The 25,208-nt window shown below is 46.9% G+C and carries 24 protein-coding genes and 1 pseudogene; 19 read left to right on the top strand and 6 right to left on the bottom strand.

Annotated elements, in window-relative coordinates; all coding sequences use genetic code 11:
- Nucleotides 1-99 precede the first annotated feature (99 nt).
- From KJS63_RS14395 to KJS63_RS14315, 17 genes and pseudogenes are all read left to right on the top strand, one after another.
- Nucleotides 100-378, top strand: a complete 279-nt coding sequence (locus KJS63_RS14395) for a hypothetical protein (RefSeq protein WP_068615416.1) — start codon at nt 100-102, stop codon at nt 376-378.
- Nucleotides 379-539: 161 nt separating this feature from the next.
- Nucleotides 540-962: a thiol-disulfide oxidoreductase DCC family protein gene (locus KJS63_RS14390; protein ID WP_213619753.1), complete on the top strand. Its 423-nt coding sequence runs from the start codon at nt 540-542 to the stop codon at nt 960-962.
- Nucleotides 963-1,122: 160 nt separating this feature from the next.
- Nucleotides 1,123-2,283: a nucleotide-binding protein gene (locus tag KJS63_RS14385; RefSeq protein WP_213619752.1), complete on the top strand. Its 1,161-nt coding sequence runs from the start codon at nt 1,123-1,125 to the stop codon at nt 2,281-2,283.
- Complete coding sequence (locus tag KJS63_RS14380; RefSeq protein ID WP_374706293.1) at nt 2,280-3,554, top strand: TadA family conjugal transfer-associated ATPase; 1,275 nt, start codon at nt 2,280-2,282, stop codon at nt 3,552-3,554. The genes KJS63_RS14385 and KJS63_RS14380 overlap by 4 nt, the downstream gene beginning before the upstream one ends.
- Entirely contained in the window at nt 3,523-4,323 is an 801-nt protein-coding gene (locus KJS63_RS14375; RefSeq protein WP_213619750.1) for a type II secretion system F family protein, read from the top strand. Before KJS63_RS14380 ends, KJS63_RS14375 begins: the two co-directional genes overlap by 32 nt.
- Before the next feature lie 13 nt (nt 4,324-4,336).
- Nucleotides 4,337-5,209 carry a type II secretion system F family protein gene (locus KJS63_RS14370; protein ID WP_374706290.1) on the top strand — a complete coding sequence of 291 codons (873 nt, stop codon included), beginning with the start codon at nt 4,337-4,339 and terminating at the stop codon, nt 5,207-5,209.
- Between the two features lie 128 nt (nt 5,210-5,337).
- Nucleotides 5,338-5,532, top strand: coding sequence for a Flp1 family type IVb pilin (locus KJS63_RS14365; protein ID WP_068615427.1), 195 nt, complete (start codon nt 5,338-5,340; stop codon nt 5,530-5,532).
- On the top strand, nt 5,529-6,188 hold the full coding sequence (locus KJS63_RS14360; protein WP_213619749.1) for a TadE/TadG family type IV pilus assembly protein: 660 nt from the start codon (nt 5,529-5,531) through the stop codon (nt 6,186-6,188). The genes KJS63_RS14365 and KJS63_RS14360 overlap by 4 nt, the downstream gene beginning before the upstream one ends.
- A gap of 61 nt (nt 6,189-6,249) precedes the next feature.
- The gene (locus KJS63_RS14355; protein ID WP_213619748.1) at nt 6,250-8,454 is read left to right on the top strand and encodes a DUF5702 domain-containing protein; all 2,205 of its coding nucleotides are present in this window, start codon (nt 6,250-6,252) and stop codon (nt 8,452-8,454) included.
- A complete protein-coding gene (locus tag KJS63_RS14350; protein WP_213619747.1) occupies nt 8,423-9,403 on the top strand; it encodes a pilus assembly protein in 981 nt (326 codons plus the stop codon). Before KJS63_RS14355 ends, KJS63_RS14350 begins: the two co-directional genes overlap by 32 nt.
- 20 nt (nt 9,404-9,423) lie before the next feature.
- The gene (locus tag KJS63_RS14345; protein ID WP_213619746.1) at nt 9,424-9,930 is read left to right on the top strand and encodes an A24 family peptidase; all 507 of its coding nucleotides are present in this window, start codon (nt 9,424-9,426) and stop codon (nt 9,928-9,930) included.
- Between the two features lie 30 nt (nt 9,931-9,960).
- Nucleotides 9,961-11,892 carry a DUF6382 domain-containing protein gene (locus KJS63_RS14340; protein ID WP_213619745.1) on the top strand — a complete coding sequence of 644 codons (1,932 nt, stop codon included), beginning with the start codon at nt 9,961-9,963 and terminating at the stop codon, nt 11,890-11,892.
- A gap of 207 nt (nt 11,893-12,099) precedes the next feature.
- Nucleotides 12,100-12,246 (top strand): SDR family oxidoreductase, encoded by a 147-nt coding sequence (locus KJS63_RS26580; RefSeq protein ID WP_374706289.1) that lies wholly within the window; start codon nt 12,100-12,102, stop codon nt 12,244-12,246.
- A gap of 131 nt (nt 12,247-12,377) precedes the next feature.
- Nucleotides 12,378-12,761 carry a hypothetical protein gene (locus tag KJS63_RS14330; protein WP_213619744.1) on the top strand — a complete coding sequence of 128 codons (384 nt, stop codon included), beginning with the start codon at nt 12,378-12,380 and terminating at the stop codon, nt 12,759-12,761.
- An 87-nt stretch (nt 12,762-12,848) separates the two neighbouring features.
- On the top strand, nt 12,849-14,660 hold the full coding sequence (locus KJS63_RS14325; protein WP_213619743.1) for a prenyltransferase/squalene oxidase repeat-containing protein: 1,812 nt from the start codon (nt 12,849-12,851) through the stop codon (nt 14,658-14,660).
- Nucleotides 14,661-14,668: 8 nt separating this feature from the next.
- On the top strand, nt 14,669-15,037 hold the full coding sequence (locus KJS63_RS14320; RefSeq protein ID WP_213619742.1) for a hypothetical protein: 369 nt from the start codon (nt 14,669-14,671) through the stop codon (nt 15,035-15,037).
- Between the two features lie 723 nt (nt 15,038-15,760).
- Nucleotides 15,761-16,509: pseudogene (locus KJS63_RS14315) on the top strand (SDR family NAD(P)-dependent oxidoreductase).
- A gap of 168 nt (nt 16,510-16,677) precedes the next feature.
- Here the strand turns inward: KJS63_RS14315 and KJS63_RS14310 are convergent.
- From KJS63_RS14310 to vanG, 6 genes are all read right to left on the bottom strand, one after another.
- Complete coding sequence (locus KJS63_RS14310) at nt 16,678-17,595, bottom strand: TIGR01777 family oxidoreductase (protein ID WP_213619741.1); 918 nt, start codon at nt 17,593-17,595, stop codon at nt 16,678-16,680.
- Nucleotides 17,596-17,681: 86 nt separating this feature from the next.
- Entirely contained in the window at nt 17,682-18,152 is a 471-nt protein-coding gene (locus KJS63_RS14305; protein WP_213619740.1) for a DUF2621 domain-containing protein, read from the bottom strand.
- Nucleotides 18,153-18,523: 371 nt separating this feature from the next.
- Complete coding sequence (locus KJS63_RS14300) at nt 18,524-19,261, bottom strand: cupin domain-containing protein (protein WP_244862607.1); 738 nt, start codon at nt 19,259-19,261, stop codon at nt 18,524-18,526.
- 255 nt (nt 19,262-19,516) lie between these two features.
- Nucleotides 19,517-20,716, bottom strand: coding sequence for a serine racemase VanT catalytic subunit (vanT, locus tag KJS63_RS14295; RefSeq protein WP_213619739.1), 1,200 nt, complete (start codon nt 20,714-20,716; stop codon nt 19,517-19,519).
- Complete coding sequence (locus tag KJS63_RS14290; protein ID WP_213619738.1) at nt 20,713-21,501, bottom strand: D-alanyl-D-alanine carboxypeptidase family protein; 789 nt, start codon at nt 21,499-21,501, stop codon at nt 20,713-20,715. Before KJS63_RS14290 ends, vanT begins: the two co-directional genes overlap by 4 nt.
- Entirely contained in the window at nt 21,498-22,559 is a 1,062-nt protein-coding gene (vanG, locus tag KJS63_RS14285) for a D-alanine--D-serine ligase VanG (RefSeq protein WP_213619737.1), read from the bottom strand. Before vanG ends, KJS63_RS14290 begins: the two co-directional genes overlap by 4 nt.
- A 415-nt stretch (nt 22,560-22,974) precedes the next feature.
- Between vanG and KJS63_RS14280 the strand changes: the two genes are divergently transcribed.
- Together KJS63_RS14280 and purU are read left to right on the top strand one after the other, a co-directional pair.
- Complete coding sequence (locus KJS63_RS14280; RefSeq protein ID WP_213619736.1) at nt 22,975-24,102, top strand: deoxyribonuclease IV; 1,128 nt, start codon at nt 22,975-22,977, stop codon at nt 24,100-24,102.
- Nucleotides 24,103-24,123: 21 nt separating this feature from the next.
- On the top strand, nt 24,124-25,026 hold the full coding sequence (purU, locus tag KJS63_RS14275) for a formyltetrahydrofolate deformylase (RefSeq protein WP_068615446.1): 903 nt from the start codon (nt 24,124-24,126) through the stop codon (nt 25,024-25,026).
- Nucleotides 25,027-25,208 lie beyond the last annotated feature (182 nt).

Here is a 25,208-nt window from a genome sequence, read left to right as displayed (position 1 = left end):
CTGATGCACAGTATCACGCTTAGTTGACATGCCGCCCAAAATTATTTAATATGTCTAAGTACAAAAATGATCGAAATTTGAATGAACGGGTGATGAGCATTGTCTTACAGACCAATTGTTGAGAACGTGACCGAAGCCAGCAGCAACAAGAAGGATGGCTTGTACGAATTTATTGTCAAAATGGTCGATGGAACTGAGTGCCGAGTGTTCTATCATCGCTATCCCGAGTGGAAGCTTACCAACATCAGCCGTCTTCAGAAGAATCCGTGTCCAGTTTGCCGCAAAGATTTTATATGCAAATGCATGGATAACTTTACTGCGGACATTGGAAACCAAATTGCCGAAGGAAAATACCTGGAGAAGGCAGAAGCGAACTAAACACACAGCTTTAAGCACATAAAACGAGGTACGGGGCTAACCCGTGCCTTTTTTATATAAGTAGCGTATGCTTAATATTATATTCCTTATACTTTTAACCAATTATCTGTATAATTTGGCACTTAGTTAAACGGATTCCATGAGTTAAGGGGATGAACGTGATGAGTCAATCTCCGGAAGAATTACAGGAGAAGCCGGTGGTGCTGATAGACGGCGTGTGCCATCTGTGTCAGGGGGTAACGAAGTTTCTGATCAAGCGGGACAAGAAGGCGCGTCTCAGGTTTTGCTCGATGCAGTCAGAGTCTGGGCAGAGGCTGCTCTCAGAGGGTGGACTCTCTCCGGCTTCCTTTAACACCTTCGTTCTGATTGAGGAGGGGCGTTATTATTCCCGGTCTACAGCAGCCCTCCGGCTTGCCCGGCTGCTGCCTTTTCCTTGGCCGCTCTTCTATGTGTTGATCATGGTTCCCCGGACGCTGCGAGATGCTATGTATAACTTGATTGCCCGCAACCGTTACCGCTGGTTCGGGAAGGACGAAGCCTGTATGATTCCAACCCGGGAAATCCGGGACCGCTTTCTGGATTGATTTTTTAGTTATATTCATATATTGGGACTTGCTACGCTTGGATAGGTATGTTATTCTAACTGTAAAAATAAGGAACAACGGAAACGGAAGCACCGTTCAACAGCCGAATTACCGGCTATTGGACGGTGCTTTTTTGCGTTTTCCGAAGGGGGGCGATGAAGTGATGGTTCCTGTAAGGGTAGTGCTGGCCGTGCAGGATGAATGTTATATTGAGCCGTTTCTGCATTATGTCAATACCAGCAGCTTCAACGACAGGATGAAAGTGATGGCTTTCAGCAAACCCGACGCATTCTTGCAGCGGATGTCCATGTTAGACGACCGCCCGGATGTGGTGTTGGCGGAATCACAGTTCTTAGATGCATGGAACCCGCCTGGTGGCCGGACTGTGACTGTTCTGTATTTAGTGGAGGCTAATCAGGAGCTCAGGGACGGGGAGAATCATGTGTACAAATACCAGCCGCTTCATGAGCTGCTGACTTCTGTTCTGGCTTCAGTGAGCAGCAGGGGAAATGAGCTTGTACATTCCTCAGATTGCAGTACGGCGGTTATCGGGGTCTATTCGGTGACCGGCGGAAGCGGCAAGACTACCGTGGCCCTGCATTTGGTGAAGCAGCTTAGCGCTGAAGGCTACCGCGTGATGTATCTAAATCTGGAGACGGTGAGCGGTCCTCTGCCGGGAAGTGCGGCGAGATTTGGAGGTGAGGGGCCGGGACTAGCCCGTCTTCTCTACGATCTGCAGTCATCTGCGGATAGAGGAGAGCTGCTTGCTGGTTCGTTAGCCGGATATGTCAGCAGGGACTCTTTGCTGCAGGCAGAGGCATTTGAACCTCTGACTAATTTGTATGAATTACTTGAATTGGACAGAGAGAGCACGGTGAACTTGCTTGAATATTTGTCAGCCAGCGGAGGTTATGACTTTATTGTTGTGGATACGGACAGCTATCCATGCGGCCGGACGGAAGCAGTGCTCGACTTCTGCGACCAATTGGTCTGGCTGACTGTGGATGAGATCGATCCGGTTCAAAGGACAGAGCGCTGGCTGCAGCATCTGGAGCGAACGAATGCGGATTTGCATTCCCGGCTGCTGCATAAATCCGTGTTCACCATCAACCGGAGTCTGGCGACACGGGTTCACAGCATGCCGCTTGAGCAGATTGTGAGCTATCGAACGCTGCCCTATATTCCTGCGTGGAAGCAGAAGACATCATGGGAAGCTGTGCTGCATACTCCTGACTACCAGCGCGACATGATGAAGCTCTGCCGGCACATTACACAAAGGGCCGGTGCTGATCCTGAGCCTGCGAGAGGAAGGACATGGTGACCGACGCATGGTTCAATCAGCTGCGAAGCGAAATCCGTGCGAGTCTGGATGTAACCTCGAGCATGAGTGACGAGGAACTGCAGAGTCATATTGAACGCCGGATTCTGCTCAATGAGCAGGTGCAGGAATTCACGGCTGCTGAGAAAAGAAGGCTTATCCGGCGGATCTATGACTCCTTCCGGGGGCTGGATGTGCTTCAGCCGCTGGTGGAGGATAAGACGATAACGGAGATTATGATTAACAGCGACCAGGAGATTTTTGTGGAGAGACAAGGACAAGTGAGCCGCCTTGATCTGAAGTTTGAATCCAGGGAAAGGCTGGAGGATATTATCCAGCTGATTGTGTCAGGCGTGAACCGGGTTGTGAATGAGTCTTCGCCAATTGTGGATGCGCGTCTTAAGGATGGGTCCAGGGTCAATGTGGTACTGCCTCCTGTGGCACTCAAAGGGCCAACGCTTACGATCCGCAAGTTTCCAGAGAAGCCGATGACCATGGACGATATTGTGGCCACAGGCTCGCTTAGCGAAGAGGCCTCTCTGCTGCTGAAGGATTTGGTCCGAAGCAAATACAATATTTTTGTCAGCGGGGGTACGGGCTCGGGTAAAACAACTTTCCTGAACGCTTTATCACAGTATATCCCGGCCGAAGAACGGGTCATTACCATTGAGGATTCCGCAGAGCTGCAAATCACTACGGTGCCTAATCTGGTCTCACTGGAGACACGCAATTCCAATACGGAAGGCAAAGGGGAAATTTCGGTTAGAGATCTGATCCGCTCTTCCCTGCGGATGCGCCCCAACCGGATTGTAGTGGGGGAAGTGCGGGGGCACGAGGCCTTAGATATGCTGCAGGCGATGAATACCGGGCATGATGGTAGCCTCTCAACTGGGCATTCGAACAGTACGTCAGATATGATCAGCAGGCTTGAGACGATGGTGTTGAGCGGAGCTGATCTGCCTATCCAGGTGGTACGCCAGCAGATCAGCTCGGCCATAGATATCTTTGTGCATCTGTCGAGGATGAGAGACCGTTCCAGACGGGTGACCGAGATCTGTGAGGTAATCGGGATGAAGGATGGAGAAGTCGTGTTGAATCCCCTCTATATTTTTGAGGAAGTCGGGGAAGAGAACGGGAGAATTGTGGGAGGACTTGTCTCTACAGGAAGCTCCCTGCAGCATACGGCCAAGCTGAGTATGGCCGGTTTCAAGGTTGAACAGCACAGCGGAGGGAGGATGGCTTATGAGACAGCAGGGACGGTCCAGTCCGGCTAAGGCTCCAACCGCAGTCTCAACCCCGGCCCTGCCGGATTATAAAGTTATGGTGCTTACACCCCGTCAACGATTGGGCAGCATCCTTGCTGGCGGGTTCGTGATGTATTTGATAGGATATATATTTTTTCAAACCTGGTATTTGGCTCTTGGGGTGGGGTTAGCAGGGTTGTATACCCCCAAGTACTGGGGCAGACACCTTCTAGCCCGGAGAAGGAGCGCCCTGACGCTGCATTTCAAGCAAGCGCTCTATTCGCTTTCTTCCTCTCTGGCGGCTGGCCGTTCCGTTGAGAACGGCTTCCGGGAAGCCATCGCGGATTTGCGGCTGCTGTATCCTGATGCGCGCAACGATCTTATACAAGAACTGCACATCATCTGCACCCGCATGGAGTACGGACAGCCGATCGAGGAAGCGCTCCAGGACTTCAGCAACCGGGCGGGGATTGAAGATATTACGAATTTCGCGGATGTATTCACCACCTGTAAAAGAACGGGTGGGGATCTGGTGGAGATCGTAAGGCGGACCTCTTCAATCATTAGCGAGAAGCTGGATATCAGCCAGGAGATCTCGGTCATGATAGCCCAGAAGCGGTTTGAATCGAGAGCGCTTCTGGGGGCTCCTGTTTTTTTTCTTTTATTCATGAATGTCTCATCGCCTGATTATATGCAGCCGCTATATAGTGGTTTCGGCCTGGTTATCTCCGGAATTGCACTGCTGATGTTCGCCGGGTGCTTCTGGCTGATCAATAAAATCATGAGCATCCGGATATAGGAGGCGTGCAAAATTGGTGATTTGGATAATGATCTTAGCTGCTCTAATCATTAGTTGGGTGTTGCTGTATTATCGTGCGGCAGGCACTTACCGGAACTGCCAACAACTGCGGATGGACGGGCTCAGGTTGCAGAGGCTGGCCCCGCCCATGCTGCTTTTGCTGGAGAAGAGCAGGTTTACGTTGCGCTTTCCAATGTTCTTCTTCAAGGTGCAGCGTTCGGTTCAAAAGATGTCAGGTGAGCGCAGGGTAGGAGATTACACGCTGATCTTTCTGGCTGAGATGCTGTCCTACTCATGGATTCTTCTCACCAGCGGCTGCTTACTCGCCATTCTTATGGAAGGGGATTCCGCCGGATTTGGTATCGGGGTGATGCTGGCTGTTGTCATTCCTGCCGTATTGATCGCTGAGCTTCACAAAAAGGTGGTTCGGAGGGAGCAAGATATCATTCTCGAACTCCCGGAACTGCTGAACAAACTAATTTTGCTTGTGGGTGCAGGGGAGACTGTTCAACGGGCTATTCAGCAGTGTGTTGGCCGGAAACAGGATGAGACATCTCACCCCTTATACCGTGAGTTATCCCAAGTGACACGTGAGGTGGAGAGTGGTTATTCATTCCAGCAGGCTCTGGAGAGCTTCAGCAAACGCTGTGGGATTCAGGAGGTGTCGGCTTTTACAACGGCGGTCCTGCTCAATTTCCGCCGGGGAGGAAGTGATTTCGCGCTGTCTTTGCGGGATTTGTCCCACTCCCTGTGGGAGAAGCGGAAGGCTGTCAGCCGCACGAGAGGGGAACAGGCATCCTCCAAGCTTGTATTCCCTATGGTGCTGTTATTCTTGATCATTGTGATTTTGGTGGGAACCCCGGCTTTTATGGCTATGGGTTTGTAGGTTATAGATTGTGGATTTGTGGCTGTGAACTGAGGACTGTAAACGTGGACTGCGGACAGTGAATTGTTGGCTGTGGGGCCGAAGGAGAGAACTAGGACGAACTAAATTAAAATCAGGGGGAATTCGAAATGTTAACGACCATGCAAGGACAAATGAAAAAGCTGTGGAAGGATGAGAAAGGGTTGGGAATGCTTGAGATCATTCTCATTATTGCCGTGATCGTGATTATTGCGGTGATTTTTAGAAATGAACTGTCCAATATTGTGAAGAACCTATTGTCTAAGGCTAACTCCAAAACAAACGAGTTCATGGACGGAAAATGACAAGGGCGTTCAGCAAGGACAATGGAGGAAGCTTCACGCTGGAGTCTTCCTTGGTTATGCCTGTCGTACTCATGTCCACGATGCTGCTCCTGTTCTTCTGCTTATACCTGTACCAGACCTCGATTTTGCAAATGTCATCGGCTGCTGCCGCTGAGCGGGCGGCTTACACCTGGGACAACAGCTTCAAGAATTCAAGCAGCGGTGCTGTTGAGATAGGTAAGTCGGATCCTCTTTATTGGAGGTTGAAGGATGACGTGATGCTGCAGACGCTTTTCGGCTGGGCAGGGGCCGAAGAAACAGCGAGTATCCAGCTGCCCTCTGGCGATTCCGGGGATTCTCTCCCCGCGGTGAAGCTCAGCCGCATTGGCAAGGAGATTCCGGATGCGATACATGGAACTATGGCTTACAACCGGAATTTGTTATTCAGGAAGGTGACGGTATCGCTGGATAGGCTGGTTCGCCTGAAGCCGCTGGAGCGGGTAATGGGCAGGGATTTAATGCAGCTTGGACAATCTTCGTCCTATGTGGTGGAGCCGACGGAATGGATTCGAACGGTTGATCTAGGCAGATATTATGCGGCCAGGTTCAAAAGCGGCACAGGCTCCGGGGCAAGCCCCAAGGAAGCGGGAGCAGCGTTGAAGCAGTATGGGAAGTGAAGCTTACCTGTATAAGCTTTTTAATCTATACAACTATTTTTGGCCTGTGGGGAGGGCTGATATGTTTAACAAGGAGCGCTCCGAACGCGGGGCGGTAACTGTCTTTTTAATTATTATCTTTGCCTTTGTATTTGCTTTTGTATCTGTGTTTATAGATTATTCCAGAATGTCGTCCCTGCAGGCACAAAGTGAGCAGATCACACATGCTGCCGTGCGTTCCGTGCTCTCCGCATATGATCCGGTTCTTCTGGAGCAGTATGGATTGTTTGCCTACGGGGAGACGGATGAGAATTACATTATGTCCAAGGTCATGAAGGATCAGGCAAGTCTGCTTCAGCGCAGTGACGATCTGTCCATTTTGAAATCGAAGGTAGACAGCTCCACAATTACACTGGAACGTCCCTTAGGTATGTATCCGGTGTTCTCTCAACAGGTGCGTGAACAGATGAAATATAAGGCGCCGATTAACTTTACCATTGAGATTATGAACAAGTTCAAGCCGATGTCCAAGGTCATGAAAGAAGCGTCAAATACGGTGGATCTGCTGGGCATGCTGCAGAAGCTCTACGATGAGAGGGAGCGGAAGCTGGATCAGCTGCTTCATCATCAACGGACTTCATCTTTGGCGGTGAAAGAGCTCTTTCCATGGATTCTGCATAGAGGCGCTTCTAGCATACAAGACCAGTCATTGGGCGGAAGCATTTCAACTGCGGGTGATGCGGCTGCCCAGTTCAATGATTATAAGGCCAAATCTGATGAGGACAGTCAGAGACTGCCACTGGAAAGAGTCTATGATGCTGAAATTTTCCGTTATGAGGCTGGAACCACCCAAGTATTTAATCACATAACCAGAGGTCAGCAGACTGATGCTCAGAAGCACAGTTCTCTGCTTCCCGAAGCCGTACAGCTTGTGGAAGAAGCGCGGCAGATCAATGATCAGATGAAGCAAGTTATTCAGAATTCGGAGAACCGTTCTGCAGACGATGGATACAACCGGGTCGGCTCAGATGCGCAGGATGAGACAGCTGGAAGCGGGGAAATCCGGAAGATCCGGGAACAGACCCATAAGCTTTTGCTGCCTGATGATCTTCTGAATCAGTTAAAAGAAAATATAGTGCGGCAGCAGGCTGATTTTGATAGTTTCAGCTCACGTGTAAATGAGCTGGTCTCTAAGGAGAGTATGCTGCTCTCCACCACGAGTGGGAATTCAGCACCCGTTAAGAGTGCGGTTATCGCGGCTTCCCGGGCAGGAGATGCGTACATGCTGAAATACTGTGATTCGGGCAGCCTGCTGGATCAAGAGGACAAGCAGCTTCAATCGTACCGAAGCTATGATGCGGCCCGCAAGAAAGCAGAAAGCGAATCCAAATCCAAGCTCGAAGAAGCAGGAAACATCCTTAAGCAGTTAGCAGCATTGAAAGACAAAATGGATTCCAACCAACAGCAGTTCAATACACTTGAGAGTTACTATAAGGCGATTTTGCAATTAAATACGAAGAGTTCAGATAGTACGGAGAACAACCATCTCAAGGATTCCAGCCCTTATTCAAGCGGGAAGCAATCCATGGAACAAATGGATGGACTGTATGGCTCGATGTCCTCTTTACTCAGTGGAATCACTGATAACTGCCTGCAAACGGAATATGCGGCCGATTATTTTAAGCATTTCGATGTTACCCGGCTCAAGGAAGCTGTAAAGGGGAACAAGGGGGCCTTGGATGAGCTAGGCGAGCAGCTTAGTCCACAGCATCAGGAGATCGAGTACATCTTGTACGGATTTCATAATCCGGGAGGAAATCTGGCCGCGGCTTATGGTGAAATATTCTCGGCGAGACTGGCGGTCAGAACCATGGAGGGTTTTATTAAGAAAAGCTCAGCTGGAAACCCGCTGCTCATCCTTGCGCTTGCCCTACTGTATGGGATTGAGCATGCAATTATGGATATGGTGACACTGTGTGAGAAAGGGAGTATTCCCCTCAGCGATTATTTTAAGGTGGAGCTGTCCTACAGAGACTACTTGAGAATCTTTATGCTGCTTCACGGGCAGAGTGACTCAAGGCTCTCCAGAATGCTTGCGGTAATCCGGCTTAACACTGGAATTAATCCTGCAGACCGCAAAACCTATATTTCAAGCGAGGTCACTATGGCTATGCCGCTTTGGTTCCTGCCTGGTGTTGCCAAAGCTTTGAATGTGGCGGGAGCTTCAGAAGGAAGAGTGGAAGGGAACCGGTATTATGCTGTTAAGAAAGCTGACTTCTCGTATTAATTGGCGGCACCATGCGCGCGGCAGCATTGTGCTGGAGGCTTCATTGGTTTTACCAGTCTTTCTTTTACTTGTTTTTTTTCTGATCTATATGGTTCAGATGACGGTAATCTCCACACAGATGCAGACGGTGGTCTCCAATACAGTCAAGCAGGTATCATCGTCTATGTATCCCATTGCTTTGGCTGTTCAGTCGGTCAAGGATAAGGAGGGAGGGACCGCTGGGAAGGTGAATCTGCAAATGCCAAAGATTTCTTTGTCCGAGTGGGCGGCCAAATTCACCTCTCAAATGCAGCCCCCTTTCTCGGATTGGATTAAGGATGCGGCCGCCCGGGGAGATGAGCCGCTTCAGGATCTCAAGAACCAACTGTCCGAGGCACTGCTGGATCCTGTGGTGAAGCCGCTGATCCATCCTTTCCTGGATGGAACTATCCTGGATGAAGGGCGGCTGCATGTGAGTCAGGTGGTTGTGCCCGATCTGAAGAGCGGCGCGAATCCGTATTTTGGATTGGAAATCAGCTATGAGCTGCCGATCAAAGTCCCATTTACCAAGAATAAAATAGCGCTTCAGTCCAAAGCGGTAGAGCGGCTCTGGATCGGGGATACCCATGAGCAGGAAGCCGGAAAAGACCAAGAGGGAGATGGAAATCACACAGGCAGTCCCGCCCTTGTCTTGTCTAAACCTGATCCCGCGTATACCGGGAATCAAGCCATCATCCGGGCACAGGCGAAACCCGGCACTAAGGTGACTCTTACCGTGTATTACAAAAGCGGTCAGAGTATCGCGAAATATCTTGGCGAATCCACGGCTGACTCTTCAGGTCATCTGGAGTGGAAATGGCTGGTGTCTGGGAATACGACACATGGCATCTGGACATTTGAGCTTGAGACAGAGGAAGGGGCTAAGACCACGGATAGCTTTCGGGTAGCGGGAAAGGACAAAACTCCATAAGTGTGAAGGAGAATTTTTAAGTGGATATAGCATTTGCAGGGTGTTTGGTGTTTTTGGCAGCCGCCTTTATTACAGACATACGATCTATGATAATTCCAAATAAAATAACGGTGTCGGCGGCATGCGCCGGATTTATCTATCAAATTTGGGCCGGGTGCTGGTCGGGCTTATGGACTGGAATTCTTGGGGCTGTTACAGGGTTTGGAATAATGCTTATTTTGTACTGGGCTGGCGCGGTAGGTGGCGGAGATGTGAAGCTGTTTGGCGGAATTGGGGCTTGGATGGGGGCGGGCTTTACCTTCTACTCGCTTGTCTACTCTATCATTTTTGCGGGGATTATTGGCATAGTCATTTTGATTTGGAGACGCGAGTCGCTTGCTAGGTTGAGAGCCTTGACGAACAGTGTATTTGGCGCCCTGGTTATGCGGAGCACCGGCCCTGTCAGGGCACAGGAGAAGGAGATGCTGAGTTTTCCTTTTATGCTGGCGGTTATCCCGGGAGTAATAGTGGCTTATTGGTATATGTAATCAAAAAAAGTGTGGAAGGGGGGTTATGAGTTGCCAGTTTTTCAGACCGATTTTGTGCGCAGCGGAGGAACTTATATGGTTCTTACCTGTAAGGAGGGGATGCTCCCTGGTCAGCTTAACCGGGTTCAATGCGGCATGATCACGTCGGCGTCTGTACCCCATCTGTTGAAGCTTGATATTAAAGAGATTGATCTTACAGTCAGCCTGCATTATGACATCACCGGGAAACGGAGGCTGTCCCAGTGTATGAAGAGTGAGAAAATCAGCATGCTTGAACTGTATGTGCTGCTCCTTCAGTTGGTTAATGCTTTGGATGAGTGCAAGATGTATATGCTTCAGCCATCGAATTATTGGCTGCATGAGGATTATATTTTCATGGATGGCTCCATGGGTATGGGCAAGCTGTATTTTACCTATCTGCCGCTTAAGGAAGAACTTGCTCCCGAGCCTGTGCAATCCAGGCTTTTGTCTCTGATCACAAAGCTGATTACGTCGGTGTCCGTGCTTGAAGGAAATGGAGTGCAGCAAATGATGCAGCTGTGTGGAAGCGATCTGTTCTCGTTTGCAGGATTTAGAAAGCTGCTGCGCGAGCTTCTCGCAGGGGACAAGAGCTTACCTGCAGAGGAAGTGCCACACATGCGAACAAATGCTTTCGCAGCTGGCGCTCCAGAGTTTTACTCAGACAAAAGATCAGATGGCGGGGGAGCCAGGGATGTAATGCATGAGGAGTCTGGTCTTAATTCATCAGGGAGGAAACGCATCATCCCCAGTATACAATCGAACTCCAGACTTACGTCTGAAGCAGCCGAATCCGGTTATGGGATGGAGGATCAAGATGGATCAATAGCGGGTGGCCTAATACCGGGTGGTCCAATACCGTCCAAGCTGCGCACATATTGTTGGCTTGGAGCGGGACTGCTTGCCGCATTAACGTGGAAGTTGGCTTATGTGGACAGCCCAGGACCAACAGGCTTATCTGTTAGTACAGCGATCACTGTGATCTTGGCAGCAGGTGCGGCCTGGCTGTTAAGCAGGCGTTCTCCTCTAATGAAGATCGTTGGTGAAGGAGGGGGGGAACAGCCGATGGATAACTTAAGCTGGGGACAAATGGGATTGGCTGAATCCAATGGAGCCGACGATCGGGATAATAAGCGGGATAACCGCAGCAGCAAATGGAATCTGGAAGAGTTCCTGAATAAGAGCAGGGCCAGTAAGCATGATGCTTCTAAGTCGGAGGGGGAATGGGACGAGTCCAAGTGGAGATGGAATGACAATTATTTGACCGGTGACGCGGGAAAAGAAAGCTCCATGAAGTCTGCTCCTTCTACAAGTCAAGCAAGTCCCGTTCGATCGAGTATAAATCTATCAAGTTCAAACTTACTGAGATTTCCAGACAGACAAAACAAATTGGCAGAGGGATGGAATTCGGAAGTGCCACAAGTATTAACAGGTGGCTCGGGTGGGACGGAGGTTGACATAAGAAGAGGACAAACTTCCTCTCACAATTCTGAAGATCATTGGGATGTTGTTGATTTTGACAGCTTGAGGAATGAAGAGTATTTACGTCGTGACCAGAGTCCAAAGACGGAAATGCTGACACCATCCAGACAAGCTACCGTTCTGCTCAGCGAGATGGGAGGGGAAGCGAATCCCTCACGGACACCCTACCTGGAAAGAATAGAGGAGGGGAGCTCCGCCGCCGACAGGATTATGTTGACGGGGGTGAACTTTGTTATTGGCCGTTCTGAGGAGGTCGCCCAGTATGTCGAGACGACGGTCGGGACTTCCCGTGCCCATCTTGAGCTTAACCTTCTTGAAGGAAGATGGAGCATGAGAGATCTCGGCTCAAGAAATGGGACGAAGCTCAATGATACGCTTGTTGCGCCGTATAAGGAGTATCCGCTTGAGTATGGGGATACGTTTTCCATTTCAACAACCAGCTTTAGGCTGTGCAGAACATAATTTCGCACCGCATGAAGATCCCAGCGCGTGGTGTGGCGTTGCATGATGGCTGTCAACGTGTCATTAGGCGGAAAAACGCACAATTGCCCTCAAGCTCTCCAAAACTGCCGCAATGGAGCTTGCCAAAGATTCCATTCGTGTGAACTCGGTTCACCCCGGTGTCATCATATGACTCCTATGGTCGAGAAGGCGGTTACTTAAGAAGCTATGAAAGGCCTCAAGGCAGGCACTCCACTACCACGTATGGGAAGACCGGAGGATATTGCTTACGGCGTTCTGTACCTGGCCTCTGACGAGTCCGCTTTTGTTACAGGAACTCAGCTTGTCATTGACGGAGGCTGGACCACAGGATGAGGATGTTTATTTTAAAGTTTGTAAAGACGATACCGATGATTTAGTCGCAGTGTATTTAAATCTAAGTCAATTTAACCTGATATGCCCCACTGTACCTATCCTTTGGTAAAAGCTTGTCTATGTGCTCTAGAATGTATTTTGAAAATGCAGGTTACAGTTACAATCTTATAATTAGTGATTTTTTTCTCTGGAGTAGTGACACACTATTCATTGCGGGAGGCTTGTCGATTCTAGGGAATGCTGATAAGATTACCGCAAATGAAACCTTTGGTTTTACCTATACAGGCACATCGGCTAGCTTTTCCTGGCCTCCGGGATTGAGTGTTACTCCTGGTACAAATTCCATTGTTGTTAATTTTCCAGAGTTAACAAACAGCAAGACATATGGACATTATTACAGCAATCTAGTAGGAAAAGCTTGGGCAATATATGGAATTAATCAGGCTTCTCAAGCTACGTTTAGTTACGGAAACAGGACCTTTACCGTCGGTGCATACGACAGTAAAAATATTTAATTAGTATCTAGCTTAAAGGTGGAGGGATACTTCTCCACCTTTTTTGCGTTACTTGATATAGAATATACTAAATAGAGGAAGTGCATTATGAAGAGGTTGCTTCTAAGTAAAGTTGTAGTATTTGTATTATCAGTTTCTTTGTTAGTTGCATTTTTCCTCATCAGAAGTAGTTACAATAAGGAAGGAAGTAATCAAATTGAACCAAGTCTGTTTAGTAGTACAAAAATTAATGAAATTCTGAAAAAAAGCTATTTTGAAGGGTATGAAAAGGCCCAGTTTAGTTCAGCTAATCTAGTTTATAAGGATTTAGATAATTATAAATTTTATTGGATACTAGCCTTAATGAATCAATTAAATTACAGACAATCTGATTTACCAAATATTAAAGATCATTATTATAAATTGGTCCTTAAGACAACAAATTTTGAATCTTTAGATGAATTACGACAATTAAGTGATATTATTAAATTTTTAAAAGTTCAAGACGAAAAAACTAAAAATCTCATTTTGGAAAAAGTTATGCAGCATTATGATAATCAAGAAAAACTATTTTTTAATTTGGGACAAAATGAATCACTTAGAGAGAAACTTGTAGCAACCTCAAAGGTAATAGAAATTTTAAAAGATGTTAGCCCTTTTTCCAATTTTTTGAATGAAACTAAAGTGAAACTCATAAGATTACTTGATTCTGAGATTTTTTTTACAAATAGCAATATAAAAGAAAATGTGCTGAATAATGAGGGATTACTTATATCCTCTCTAAATTCTTTAGGGGTAAATTGCAAAAATACAAAGTTAAACAACCTAAATAAAATGCTAATATGGCTGAACAAAATTAACGAAAAATCTTTAGAATTAAAATCAATGGATGCCTATACCTTGTCAGTTGCAAATTCTATAATAGATATTAATGGTTTTTTTGTTAAAACCTATTCTGTTAGTGAAAAGATGACGGATCAAATTAATAAAGATAAATTTATTCTTCAAAATAGTAGTTTTTCTAATGACGGATATGTCTATGAACCTCAGTATATATATCTGTTAAGTAAACTGAGTAATGAGAGTAATATTGCTACTACTCTATCAAAAATAAAAGAATATATTGATAAATCGATAGAGGAGGGGTTTACAGTAACACTTGATCCTAAAATAAATATACAGGATATGTACTACGGATTGTTTTTTGCGAATAGTATTAAATTTAATTATAATGAAAAAAAAATTAAGTCATTATTAAGCGAATATAAAATTTCTCTAATGAATGATCTATCAGATTTTGACAAAAATAAAATGATAAAGTTACTTTATCTATTGAAATGCTATTCTATACTAGATATCCCTTTTCAAGGAAAAACGGAAATTTACAATAAGGTAAATGAGCAATTATTAAATTTAAATTCCAAAGATAAGTCTATAATTTTTGAAATAAGATCTGGTCTCGAATTGCTTAAAGAAATGGGAATGATTCCAAATGAAAATGTGAAAACGCATTTGAATAAAGTTATTTTAGAGCTCCAAGAAAAGAACCTCGTTCTCGATAATTTTGATTACTCCATTAACTTATATTTTGTTATTCTAAACTTAGGATTAGAAAAAGAATATAAAGATGAAATTGATAAAATTGTAGGCTATTTATTGGAGCTGAAGGAAGATGGCGGGGGATTTAAACAAAAGAAAACTGAGGGTGGAGTAGCCGATATAATTACAACATCAGAAGCATTAACTGTTTTGTATAAAAGCGGACAACTTAGCGAGCTGATTAAAAACTCGAACTTAGAATTCTTGAAATCTCTTAGAGAAGAAGATGGTATTTTCAACATATCAAAGGTTAATAAGAATACCGATCTTAGGGTTCTCTATCATGTTTATCAAGTAGAAAAATTAATAATCAACAATTAGGGGGAAAGATGAATTTAAAAAAATGCTTTTTATTAATTTTAAGTATTCTCCTTATACAAGGATGTTCAATTAAAGATTATCCTAACAAAATAGAAGTAACAAGTGTTAATTATTCTTCAAGTGAAATCGATAAGAATAATTTATTATTTAATTACGATATTTTAATTACTAATTACAGCGATAAAAATGTGGAAATAAAGTCGGTGCAAACTCTTTTAAATGTAGCTAATAAGTCATCAACTAATGAAGTTAATAAAGAATTGATCCCTGGTGAATCGATGCATGTAAAAGGTAACATCAGCTTTATAGAAACTGACATCGAGCCATCAATAAAAGAAATTAAAATCAATCAAGTGGAGAGTTATAAGTATCATTGACCTGACATTGGGAGCTTTGTAATATAGCTTACCAGCCAAAAGAAGGTAACCCGATCACTGAAAAAGTGAGGGCAATGACCGTTCTCAAGTCAGTATTGTAGCGACTACGGTCGGAACTTCCTGTGCCCATATTGAACTTAATCTTCTAGCAAGGAAATGGAGCATAAGAGATCTCGCTCCAGAAATGAGCCGAGACTTAATGATACGCTTGTCGCACCATATAAGGAGTATCCGCTTGAGTATGGGATACATTCTCTATTACTACCACAAGATTTAAGTTATGTAGATAGTGATCTTGTTAGGCGAAAAAAAACCACAATTAACAAAAGGCTAAGAGGCAGCCAAACCCGCAGTCCCTTAGCTAAATATTAATTCCAATGGCTGGGCTCGACGAGCTTGGCCTTTTCTATAAATGCTGATGACAAGATTCCAGAGTTAGAGATCGAGGGGAATTACATGGAAGAAACTACCTAACATTTTTTTGTGATATGGAATTTTTCGGACGAAGTTTAGATTTTTAAAATAAAATAATTTAATATATAAATATTTTATTGACGAACTAATTGACAACGTTATTTTTTAGTCATGATTAAAGATGTGAAGCATTTATGTTTTGTTCCGAAAGACATACAGAGACTGAAACCTCTTAATGTGTAGCTGGAACTCGTGATTTCATAGATTATAGCAATGACTAACAATCTCAACAGAAAAGGTGATTAGGTTATGGGACGTTTAGCAGACAAGGTTGTCATTATTACAGGGGCTGCCATGGGCCAAGGGGCAGAAGAAGCCAGGATGTTCGCTAAGGAAGGAGCTAAGATCGTAGCTACCGACCTTCAGATAGATCAGCTTCATGCGGTTGTTCAAGAGATCAAGGATAACGGGGGAGAAGCCATTGCGGTTAAGCATAACGTAGCCTCCGAAGAAGACTGGAAGAACGTGGTTGCCCAAGCGGTGGAACACTTCGGTAGAGTTAATGTGCTTGTGAACAATGCGGGAATCACGACCGCTCAAGGTTTTGACCAATTCGATATGGCTGGCTGGAACAAAATCCTGGAGATCAATCTTACAGGCACAATGCTGGGTATGCAGGCTGTAGTACCTGAGATGCGCAAATTAGGAAGCGGATCGATTGTGAACATTTCCTCGGTTGCAGGCCTTGTGGCCATGAGTGGAACCAATGGCTATTCGGCTTCCAAGGGGCAGTGACATTAATCTCTAAAACTGCCGCAATGGAGCTTGCCAAAGACTCTATTCGTGTAAACTCGGTTCACCCCGGTGTCATCATGACTCCGATGGTCGAGAAGGCGGTTACTGAAGAAGCTATGAAAGGCCTCAAGGCAGGCACTCCACTACCACGTATGGGAAGACCGGAGGATATTGCTTACGGCGTTCTGTACCTGGCCTCTGACGAGTCCGCTTTTGTTACAGGAACTCAGCTTGTCATTGACGGAGGCTGGACTGCCCGTTAATTTAGATAAACGCTAAAGAAATCCCCTACGTAACAGATGAAGGAATTGGACCCGGCATGACCGGGAATCCTTCCCTGAGCAGTGACCCGTTAGTGGTTGCAGTTCACCCTGTTACAGAGGGGATTTTTTATTTTCACACATCATCTTTATTATTGGAAGAAACACAGGTTATACCCGGCTTCTGATTTCTTCTAAAGCTTGCTGTAGGTGGGGATGTTTAAATGTAAAACCCGCATCCTCCGCCTCAAGGGGAATTACCCGCTGCCCATCCAGAAGCAGGGTAGACTGTTCTCCGAGAGCCAGCTTAAGCAGAAATACCGGAAGAGGGAACCAATATGGCCGGTGATACACCCTCGCCAGAGTTCTACCGAACGTTTCATTGGTTACTGGAAAAGGGCTTACGGCATTAACAGGTCCATGAAGATCCGGATTCATCACACAGAAATCAATCAGGCGCACGATGTCCATCAGATGAATCCAGGACATCCACTGCTGTCCCGTGCCCACTCTCCCGCCAAAGCCTAACCGGAAAGGCAGAGAAATTAGCGGAAAAGCACCGCCGCTGCGTCCAAGCACCACGCCGGTCCGCAGGTTCACTACCCGAACACCGACCATCTGCAGCGCCTGGGATGCCTGCTCCCACTGCGTCGTCACTTCAGACAAGAAGTCTGAAGGTGAAGTTCGGCTGTTCTCATCATATTCGGCGGTTAGGGATGTTCCATAAATGCCGATGGCTGAGCCCTGAATAACAACAGACGGCTTGTCCTTGAGCTGTCCGATCAAGTCGGCGACAGCTTGTACGGATTTCAGCCGGGATTCAAGAATCCGCTGCTTGCCTGCTGATGTCCATCGCTGATTGAGCGAGGAACCCGCCAGGTTGACCAGCGCATCTAAGCCTTCAAGGTGCTCTGGCGAGGCTGAAAGATCCTCCCAGGTAATTAAGCGGGGGAAGTTTGCAGTGCCGACTGTGTAAGATCCAGGTTTGATTTTCCGAGTGACTACGGTAATCTCGTGACCTTTCTCCAGCCAATAATCAGCCAATGCGCTGCCGATAAACCCGGTGCCTCCACAGATCGCCATTTTCATCTTCAATTCCTCTTTTCCAAGACATCTCTAATAAAATAAACCCGCCAGGCCGGCAGACCATCAGGCGGGTTGGTGATTCAAACAGCTTATTTGTTTATCAAATGCTGATACGGGGTATAATCAATTTCATTTTTCTTCAGGAATTTGATCAGAAATTTATTATCTCTCTTGGGTGTGGCGACAATGTAACCTTTAATACAGTGATCACGTGTGACTTCAGATGCACCGCTCTCGACCGCAATCTTGCCAATTTCGGCGGCAATGGAATGCTTGGCGATATCCCGGAAAGCTTGAGGAACCGGGGAGACCAGCATGTCGAGAAAAGCTTTAGTCTCATCCGTCCATAACGGGCGGCTCTTCTCAACCCAGTAGTTCTGCCAATCCAGCTTGGACATTCCGTCTTCCTTTGGCAGCACTTTCATAAATTTGCGGAACATAAAGAACCCGCCAATAGTCATGGCTCCAAGCATTATGAAGCCCCAGAATACAATGGAATTCATGAACCAGCGGTTAGGGGCGTCTGACGCTGCGAACAGGAATGTGTTCCAGAGATACATCTATTGTTTCACCTCATCCAGTCATTCTTAAATCGTGCAAGTATAAAGATCACAGTTAAGTTATTTGAAATTATACCTTATTTCCAGCGGAAATTCGATATCAGCCCCCGAAGGAATGTGGAAAAAGATGAGATCGATACCTTTCTAGTCTAGTTTTCGCTATCTAAACCGGATTTTACAATGTTCCACTTCATCAGGGAGTCATTATCCAGCCGCACTGGGATACGAATATGAGCGAACTTGAAACGAACAAAAAAGCGTATTTTCCTTCGTTTAGGAGGAAATACGCTTTGGATTGGAACTTAAAGAGATTTACCAAGCCTGCCTATTGAACTAAGACGGCCAGAACGGAAACCATGATGAACGGCAACCTATAGGCCCGGGTACCGCCAGCCGTTGCCGATATACTGCTGTGGAGGATAGGCCGACGGGTGGCCTTCGCCGTCTTGTGAGTAATCCCCCTGTGCGCGGTTATCTTGTATCGGAGCCCTAACCTCCCTTTGCACGTGATTCCTCTGCACGTGATCTTTCTGCACGTGATCGCTCTGGATGTGATCCCTCTGGCCAGAGACGGCAGGGTTGCAGTTGGCAGGAGGGCCAATGACAACCGTGTCTGTGATGGGAGCCAGTACATCTGCAAGCAGCCTTTTGTCAAGACAGTAGGTATGGGCAAAAACGCTAGCCGGGGTCAAGCGCAGCAGGTCAGAGCCGCCAATAAATTCTGGGATAGGTGCATCGAAAATGGCCAGAAGATGGGTCTGGTCCACAGTGGCAATTTCATAATGCCACCATCCTTGCGGCACATTAGCAACCTGACCAGGGCTGATAGGGATATTGATAAGCTGTTTGGTGAAGGGATTTATAAGAGAGACGACAGCGGCTCCAGAAATGCAATAGACAAGCTCAGAGGCATTCTGGTGAGTGTGGGGTTCAACCACATTGGATTTGCTCAGATAGATGTCGAGCAGAGACACATTGCCCAAGGTGTTCAACTGATGGATGGATAAGGCGTTGATGAAATTCTGATCATCTTTCTTGAACATAAGATTATTTCGGAGATCGTAAGTGTATTGGACCGAAGGGGACGTGAAATCCATATAAGATATCATCGAACGGTCAACCTTCCTTTCGCGCCCGCGAGATGGGGGGAGCTGATGAAGTATTTATTCTTGACTTGGTATAACATTAGAAAAGACTGCTGCGGGAATCTTCCTCATATGTATGCATAATCCTACTTGTCTTAGAAATAAATCAGGTCTCTCCATAACGAAAACAACGGGAGCCTTGAACCTGCAAAATAAGTCTGGGCTTCCGTTGTCTCTTTTCCCAACATTCATTGTAGCTGCCTCGTCGCCAAATAAGCCTCAAGTGTTATACACTCTTTCCACCCGATCTCCTAACCGGCTCAAAATCTCGTTCGTCACCGTGCCACAGCGTCTGGCAATCTGCCCTGCTGTTATAACTTCTTTCCCGTCTTGCCCGATAATCGTAGCTGTATCCCCCTGACCTACGTCAGTTATCGAAGTGACATCTACCATAAATTGATCCATACAGATGCCGCCAATGATAGCCGCCCTCTGACCACGGATCAGCACGTAACCGCCCTGCTCAGACAAGGTCCTTGGGATGCCGTCTGCGTAGCCCAAGGAAATGACGGCAATCTTCATCTTGGACGGGGCAATGAAGGCATGTCCATATCCAATATGGGCGCGAGCAGGCACCTCCTTCACTTGTGTCACGGAGGCTTTTAGAGAAAGGACCGGCCGCAGATTTATCTGAACGGTGACCCGATCCTCTTCAGAGCTCAGCAGGCCATACAAGGCAATGCCCGGACGGACAAGGTCATAATTCAAACCGGGATAATTGAGAATTCCGTAGCTGCTCTGAATATGAACAAGTCCCGGATCGAGACCAGATGCCTTGAGGGTGTCGATTACTCGGTTGAACTTTTTCACTTGAAGGTTGGTGAAGTGAATTTCCTCTCTCGACAATCCAGGAGATTCTGCCAGATGGCTAAATGTTCCGGTTACCCGCAGATGGGCGAACTGGTAACACCGCCGTATCGATTCCAGATTCTCTGAAGGCTCCCCTAATCTATTCATGCCCGTATCAATTTTGATATGAACATCAAGGTGGATGCCGCGCGACTCAAGGGACTCAGCATGCTCCAGGTTCACTATAGTCTGTGTCAGCTTGTAGCGTGCGAGCTCGGGTGCACGCTCCGGGGCAGTATACCCTAAGATTAAAATATCGCCGTACACCCCGCGCTCCCTTAGAAGAATCGCCTCATTAATTTCGGCGACGGCAAACCGGGTAATCCCGATCCCGTTCAAGCAGCGGGCAATTTCTACAGCCCCATGACCATAGGCATTGGCTTTGACGACTGCTATAATGCCGCATGAGCCTGGGATTATCCGCTTAATCTCGGACACATTATGCCGGAGATGGGACAGGTTTATCTCAGCCCAGGCCCGGTGCGGAGAAGTGCGTGTCTGATTTGCTATATTAGCAGAGGTATTGATTAGGTAAAAGGGGTCTGTGGATAATGAGCTCCGCCGACTCATCCGGCCAACTTCCCTTGTTGGTGGAATATCGTCACGATATATCCGTCTATGTTATTTCCGGAGCAGGTGTAGGATGCACCAGATGGAATAGGGACGGCCTGGTCCCCGCCACTGTCCTCCACAAAATACATTTCTACGAGAGAACCATTAATATTCATATACAGATGGGACCCCTGATAAGTGAATCTTTTGATATACTCGTGATACTCTTCCAGGCACATTTCGTACTGTTCCATAAGCAAAGCGTGCGGAACGCCTACATATCTGTAATGCCAGGGTTCATTCGCGATTTGTGTCAAGGATTCTTTCTCTTTCTTGTATCGCTGGACAAATCCATATTCCGGAGCCAGCTTTTTAAATGAAGCACATACCCCCAGACTAGGGAAGGCGGGGCACAAATAATCCACCTCGGTGCCTAACAATCCAACGTCTACAGCGAGGCCGGTCTGGTGCTCACTTTCATTCGGGCGTGCCACATAGCGGGATGTGAACTCAAGTCCATATTCCGATAATGACTGTTCGTAAATGTTCGATTGCTGGTCTGCCGTACGATACCCGCTGACGATGCCGATCTGATCACCGGCCTGGCATGCTGTTAATAATTGTCCAAGCTGCTCCATACAGTTCATTTCAAGACTCGGATTCTCTTCTTCGCTGCTTGCCTTCTTAATACCGGTGGTAGGAACGATCTGATCAGCATCAGGACTGCTTGTTACTGGATATTTCTGATTCACGAGTACAAGGGGTCCTTGATGAATCATCGCAGGCTCCAGTCTAAGGATCATTGTGCTGCCTCCTCATCAAGGGCAAGCTGGATCAGCTTGTCCATAAGCTCTGGGTACGAAATATCGCTGTGTCGCATCATATTTGGATATCGGCTCGCTGCCGTGAAGCCAGGCATTGTGTTGACTTCATTAAAGAGAATCCGTCCATCACCGGTAAGGAACAGATCCACCCGTGCAAGGCCTTTACATCCCAATGCTTGGTATATCCGGAGGGCGGCTTCCTTCACCTGCTTGGCCGTATTCGGTGATATTCTTGCGGGCAGATGAATTTTGGAAGTTTTTAAGGAGTACTTCTCTTCATAATTGAAAAAATCACCCCTCAGCTCGATCTCGTCTACCTCGGCAATGAGCGGATCGGCATAACCCAGCACAGCGCAGCCTACCTCGAAACCTTCCACATTCTGCTCAATAACCACCTTGCGGTCATGCTGGAAAGCTAACTTGATTCCATCTTTAAGTTCTGCGTTGTTATAGGCTTTCGTTATCCCAAATGACGAACCGGACTTCGCTGGTTTGATATATACCGGGTAACCCAGCTTCTCCGCATTGTCTATCGCCCTATGAAGATCGTCGCCTTCAAGCACCGTCACCGAAGCTGCCGTTTCAATCCCGGCCGCCCTGACCAGCTGGCTCGCAATTCCTTTGTCCATTCCTATCGCTGATGAGAGTGTATCGCAGCCTACAAAAGGAATTCCTGACAGCTCCAGCAGCCCTTGCAGGGTTCCATCCTCTCCGTATTTGCCGTGCAGAACAGGAAACACGACATCAACAGGAATAATCCGGTATTCGGTGCCGATGAATTCCACGATACCCGAAGCTTGTCTGCTGGGGGAAATGAAAGCTGGGGTACAGCCAGAATGGGTGTGCCAGGTGTCCTGACGAATTTGATCCGTGTTGCCAGGGAACCTCAGCCAAGCTCCCTCCCGTGTAATCCCGATCAGCATCAATTCATATTTGGAACGGTCCAGATGATCGATAACTGATGCTGCGGATTGTAAAGATACTCCGTATTCTGTGGAGGTCCCGCCAAAGAGTACAACAACTGTTTTTTTCTGCATAATAGAATAATCCCCCGTCTCATTATTAGAAGATATATAAAATGAACTTTAGAATGTACCGGTCTCAGCTGAGAGGACGAGGGATTCTGAAGAAGCGGAGTGTCCGCCTTGGTTTCTGAAATGCCCCTACTTGAATATCTAGTTCAAGCATTTCGGAGACCACCGTGGTCGTAAGAACACTCGGCATCGCAGCGCCCCTAAAGGGTAACCTTCATAAGTTCGTTTTATATAGAATCATAATTTAATTGATTTTCATTATAGGGAGCGGAATTTAAATAACTTTAAAGAAAATATTAAGGAAGGCTTAAGATTCTATTGCAGATACGTAATTATGAAAATATAGTTTGTTGCCTGTCTTTGATATTCACGATAAAATATACTGAATCAAGTTGAATATTAAGGGGGAAATAGGCAAGTGCTAAAAATCGGTTCCCATGTATCGTTATCAACCAAAGGGCTGCTGACAGCTACCGGCGAGGCCGCATCATATGGCTCCAGCTCGTTCATGATATACACAGGCGCTCCCCAGAACACGCGGCGTAAACCTGTCGAATCTCTTTTTATTGAAGACGGGAAAGCGGCAATGGCAGCCGCCAATATTGAAGAAATTGTTGTACATGCACCTTATATTATTAATTTGGGTTCATATAAGGAGAACACGTATCAGCTTGCAGTTGACTTCCTTCAGGAAGAAATCCGCCGGACTCATGCCCTGGGTGTAAGGAATATCGTTCTTCATCCCGGCGCGTTTACGGACAAGGATGCCGATTATGGAATCGACCGGATTGCAGCCGGATTGAATGAGGTTCTGAATGGCACGGATGAGACGGATGTCAGCATAGCCCTTGAGACCATGGCCGGCAAAGGAACGGAGATTGGCCGAACTTTTGAAGAGATTGCCCGGATTATCGAGCAGGTTGAGCACAAGGAGCGCTTGACGATTTGTCTGGATACCTGTCATATTCATGATGCGGGTTATGATATTGTTAATAACTTGGACGGTGTTCTTGAGGAGTTCGACCGGATTATCGGCCTGGACCGCCTTGCCGTCGTGCATATCAATGACAGCAAGAACCCTATAGGTGCTGCGAAGGACCGTCACACGCCAATCGGCTCTGGGTGGATCGGATTTGAAGCGATCAAACGTGTGGTTCACCATGAGAAGCTCCAAGGACGCCCATTCATTCTGGAGACGCCTTGGATTGGTAAGGATGCCAAAACCCAGCGTCCAATGTATGAAGTGGAAATCGCACTTCTACGCGGTAATGTGGCTGAGCGGTTCGGAGAGAGCTTCCTGACCGAAGTAGAGCAGCTTCACTCTTTCTTCAGCAAGCAGGAGATTTATCCCCGAGCTTTCATTCTCAGCACCTGGGAGCTGCTGAAGAACGACGCCAAGGCGAAGAAAGCCGATCCGCGCGAGCCGCTGGAGCGGTTATATGATCTGGTAGTGGAGGCAGGCTTGTTCCCAGAGCTATCCGAGGAACAGATTAATCAGCGGATTATTGCTTGGCTCGCCATGAACGAGCTTACGGTGCAGGGTTAACTTAAGGAGGATTTCTAGGTAATGAAAGACACACATGTAAAAGCAGGTCTGCGGCCTGTGAAGGAATATGAACAAAATCGCGCACGGATGCTTATTTCCTGTCCGGACGGGCCGGGGATTGTGGCGGCGGTATCCCACTTCCTCCATCAACATGGAGCAAATATCGTTCAGTCAGACCAGTATACGATGGACCCTGAGGGCGGCATGTTCTTTATGCGCGTTGAGTTTGATCTGGAGGATCTGGGCAGCAGATTGGCGGAGATCAAGGGAGATTTCCAGGAGATTGCGGACAAGTTCGAAATGGAGTGGAACATTTTCCCACTTAAGAATAAGAAGAAATTAGCCATCCTTGTTTCCAAAGAGGATCACTGTTTGGTTGAGCTGTTGTGGCAATGGCAGGCGGGAGATCTGGATGCGGAAATTTCCATGGTGATCAGCAATCATCCGGATATGAGAGAATACGTCGAATCCTTCGGGATTCCTTACCATCATATTCCAGTTACACCAGATACGAAGAAAGAAGCAGAACAGCGCCAGCTTGAGCTGCTGGATGGGAATGTGGACCTGATTGTGCTTGCCAGATACATGCAGATCGTCTCGCCAGCGCTCATTCAGCCGTACCGGAACCGGATTATCAACATTCACCATTCCTTCCTTCCAGCGTTTGTTGGCGGCAAGCCGTACGCTCAGGCCTATGACCGGGGTGTGAAGATTATCGGAGCCACAGCTCACTATGTAACCGAGGAGCTGGACGGAGGTCCGATTATCGAGCAGGACGTACAGCGCGTTAGCCACCGGGATAACGTAAGTGAACTCAAGCGTATCGGCCGGACTATCGAGCGGGTGGTTCTGGCCCGTGCGGTGAAATGGCATATTGAGGACCGGATTCTGGTTCATCAGAACAAGACAGTTGTGTTCAATTAATCCACAAGCATCATAGATTGTTGAGATATATAAGCATTCAAAGCCAATCGTTCAGGACTAGTCCTTAAGATGGCTTTGGGTGCTTTTTTGCGTTGACGGGCGTGTTTGCGCATTCCTCGCATAGTTTAACTATAGTTAGGGAAGTTGTAATGAAGTAAGATTTTGTCTCTTGATCAAATTAT

The sequence above is a fragment of the Paenibacillus sp. J22TS3 genome, from assembly GCF_018403205.1.
Lineage (GTDB): Bacteria > Bacillota > Bacilli > Paenibacillales > Paenibacillaceae > Fontibacillus > Fontibacillus tuaregi.
The sequence above is the reverse complement of the archived record's forward strand: the minus strand, read 5'-3'. Positions and strand labels throughout refer to the sequence as shown.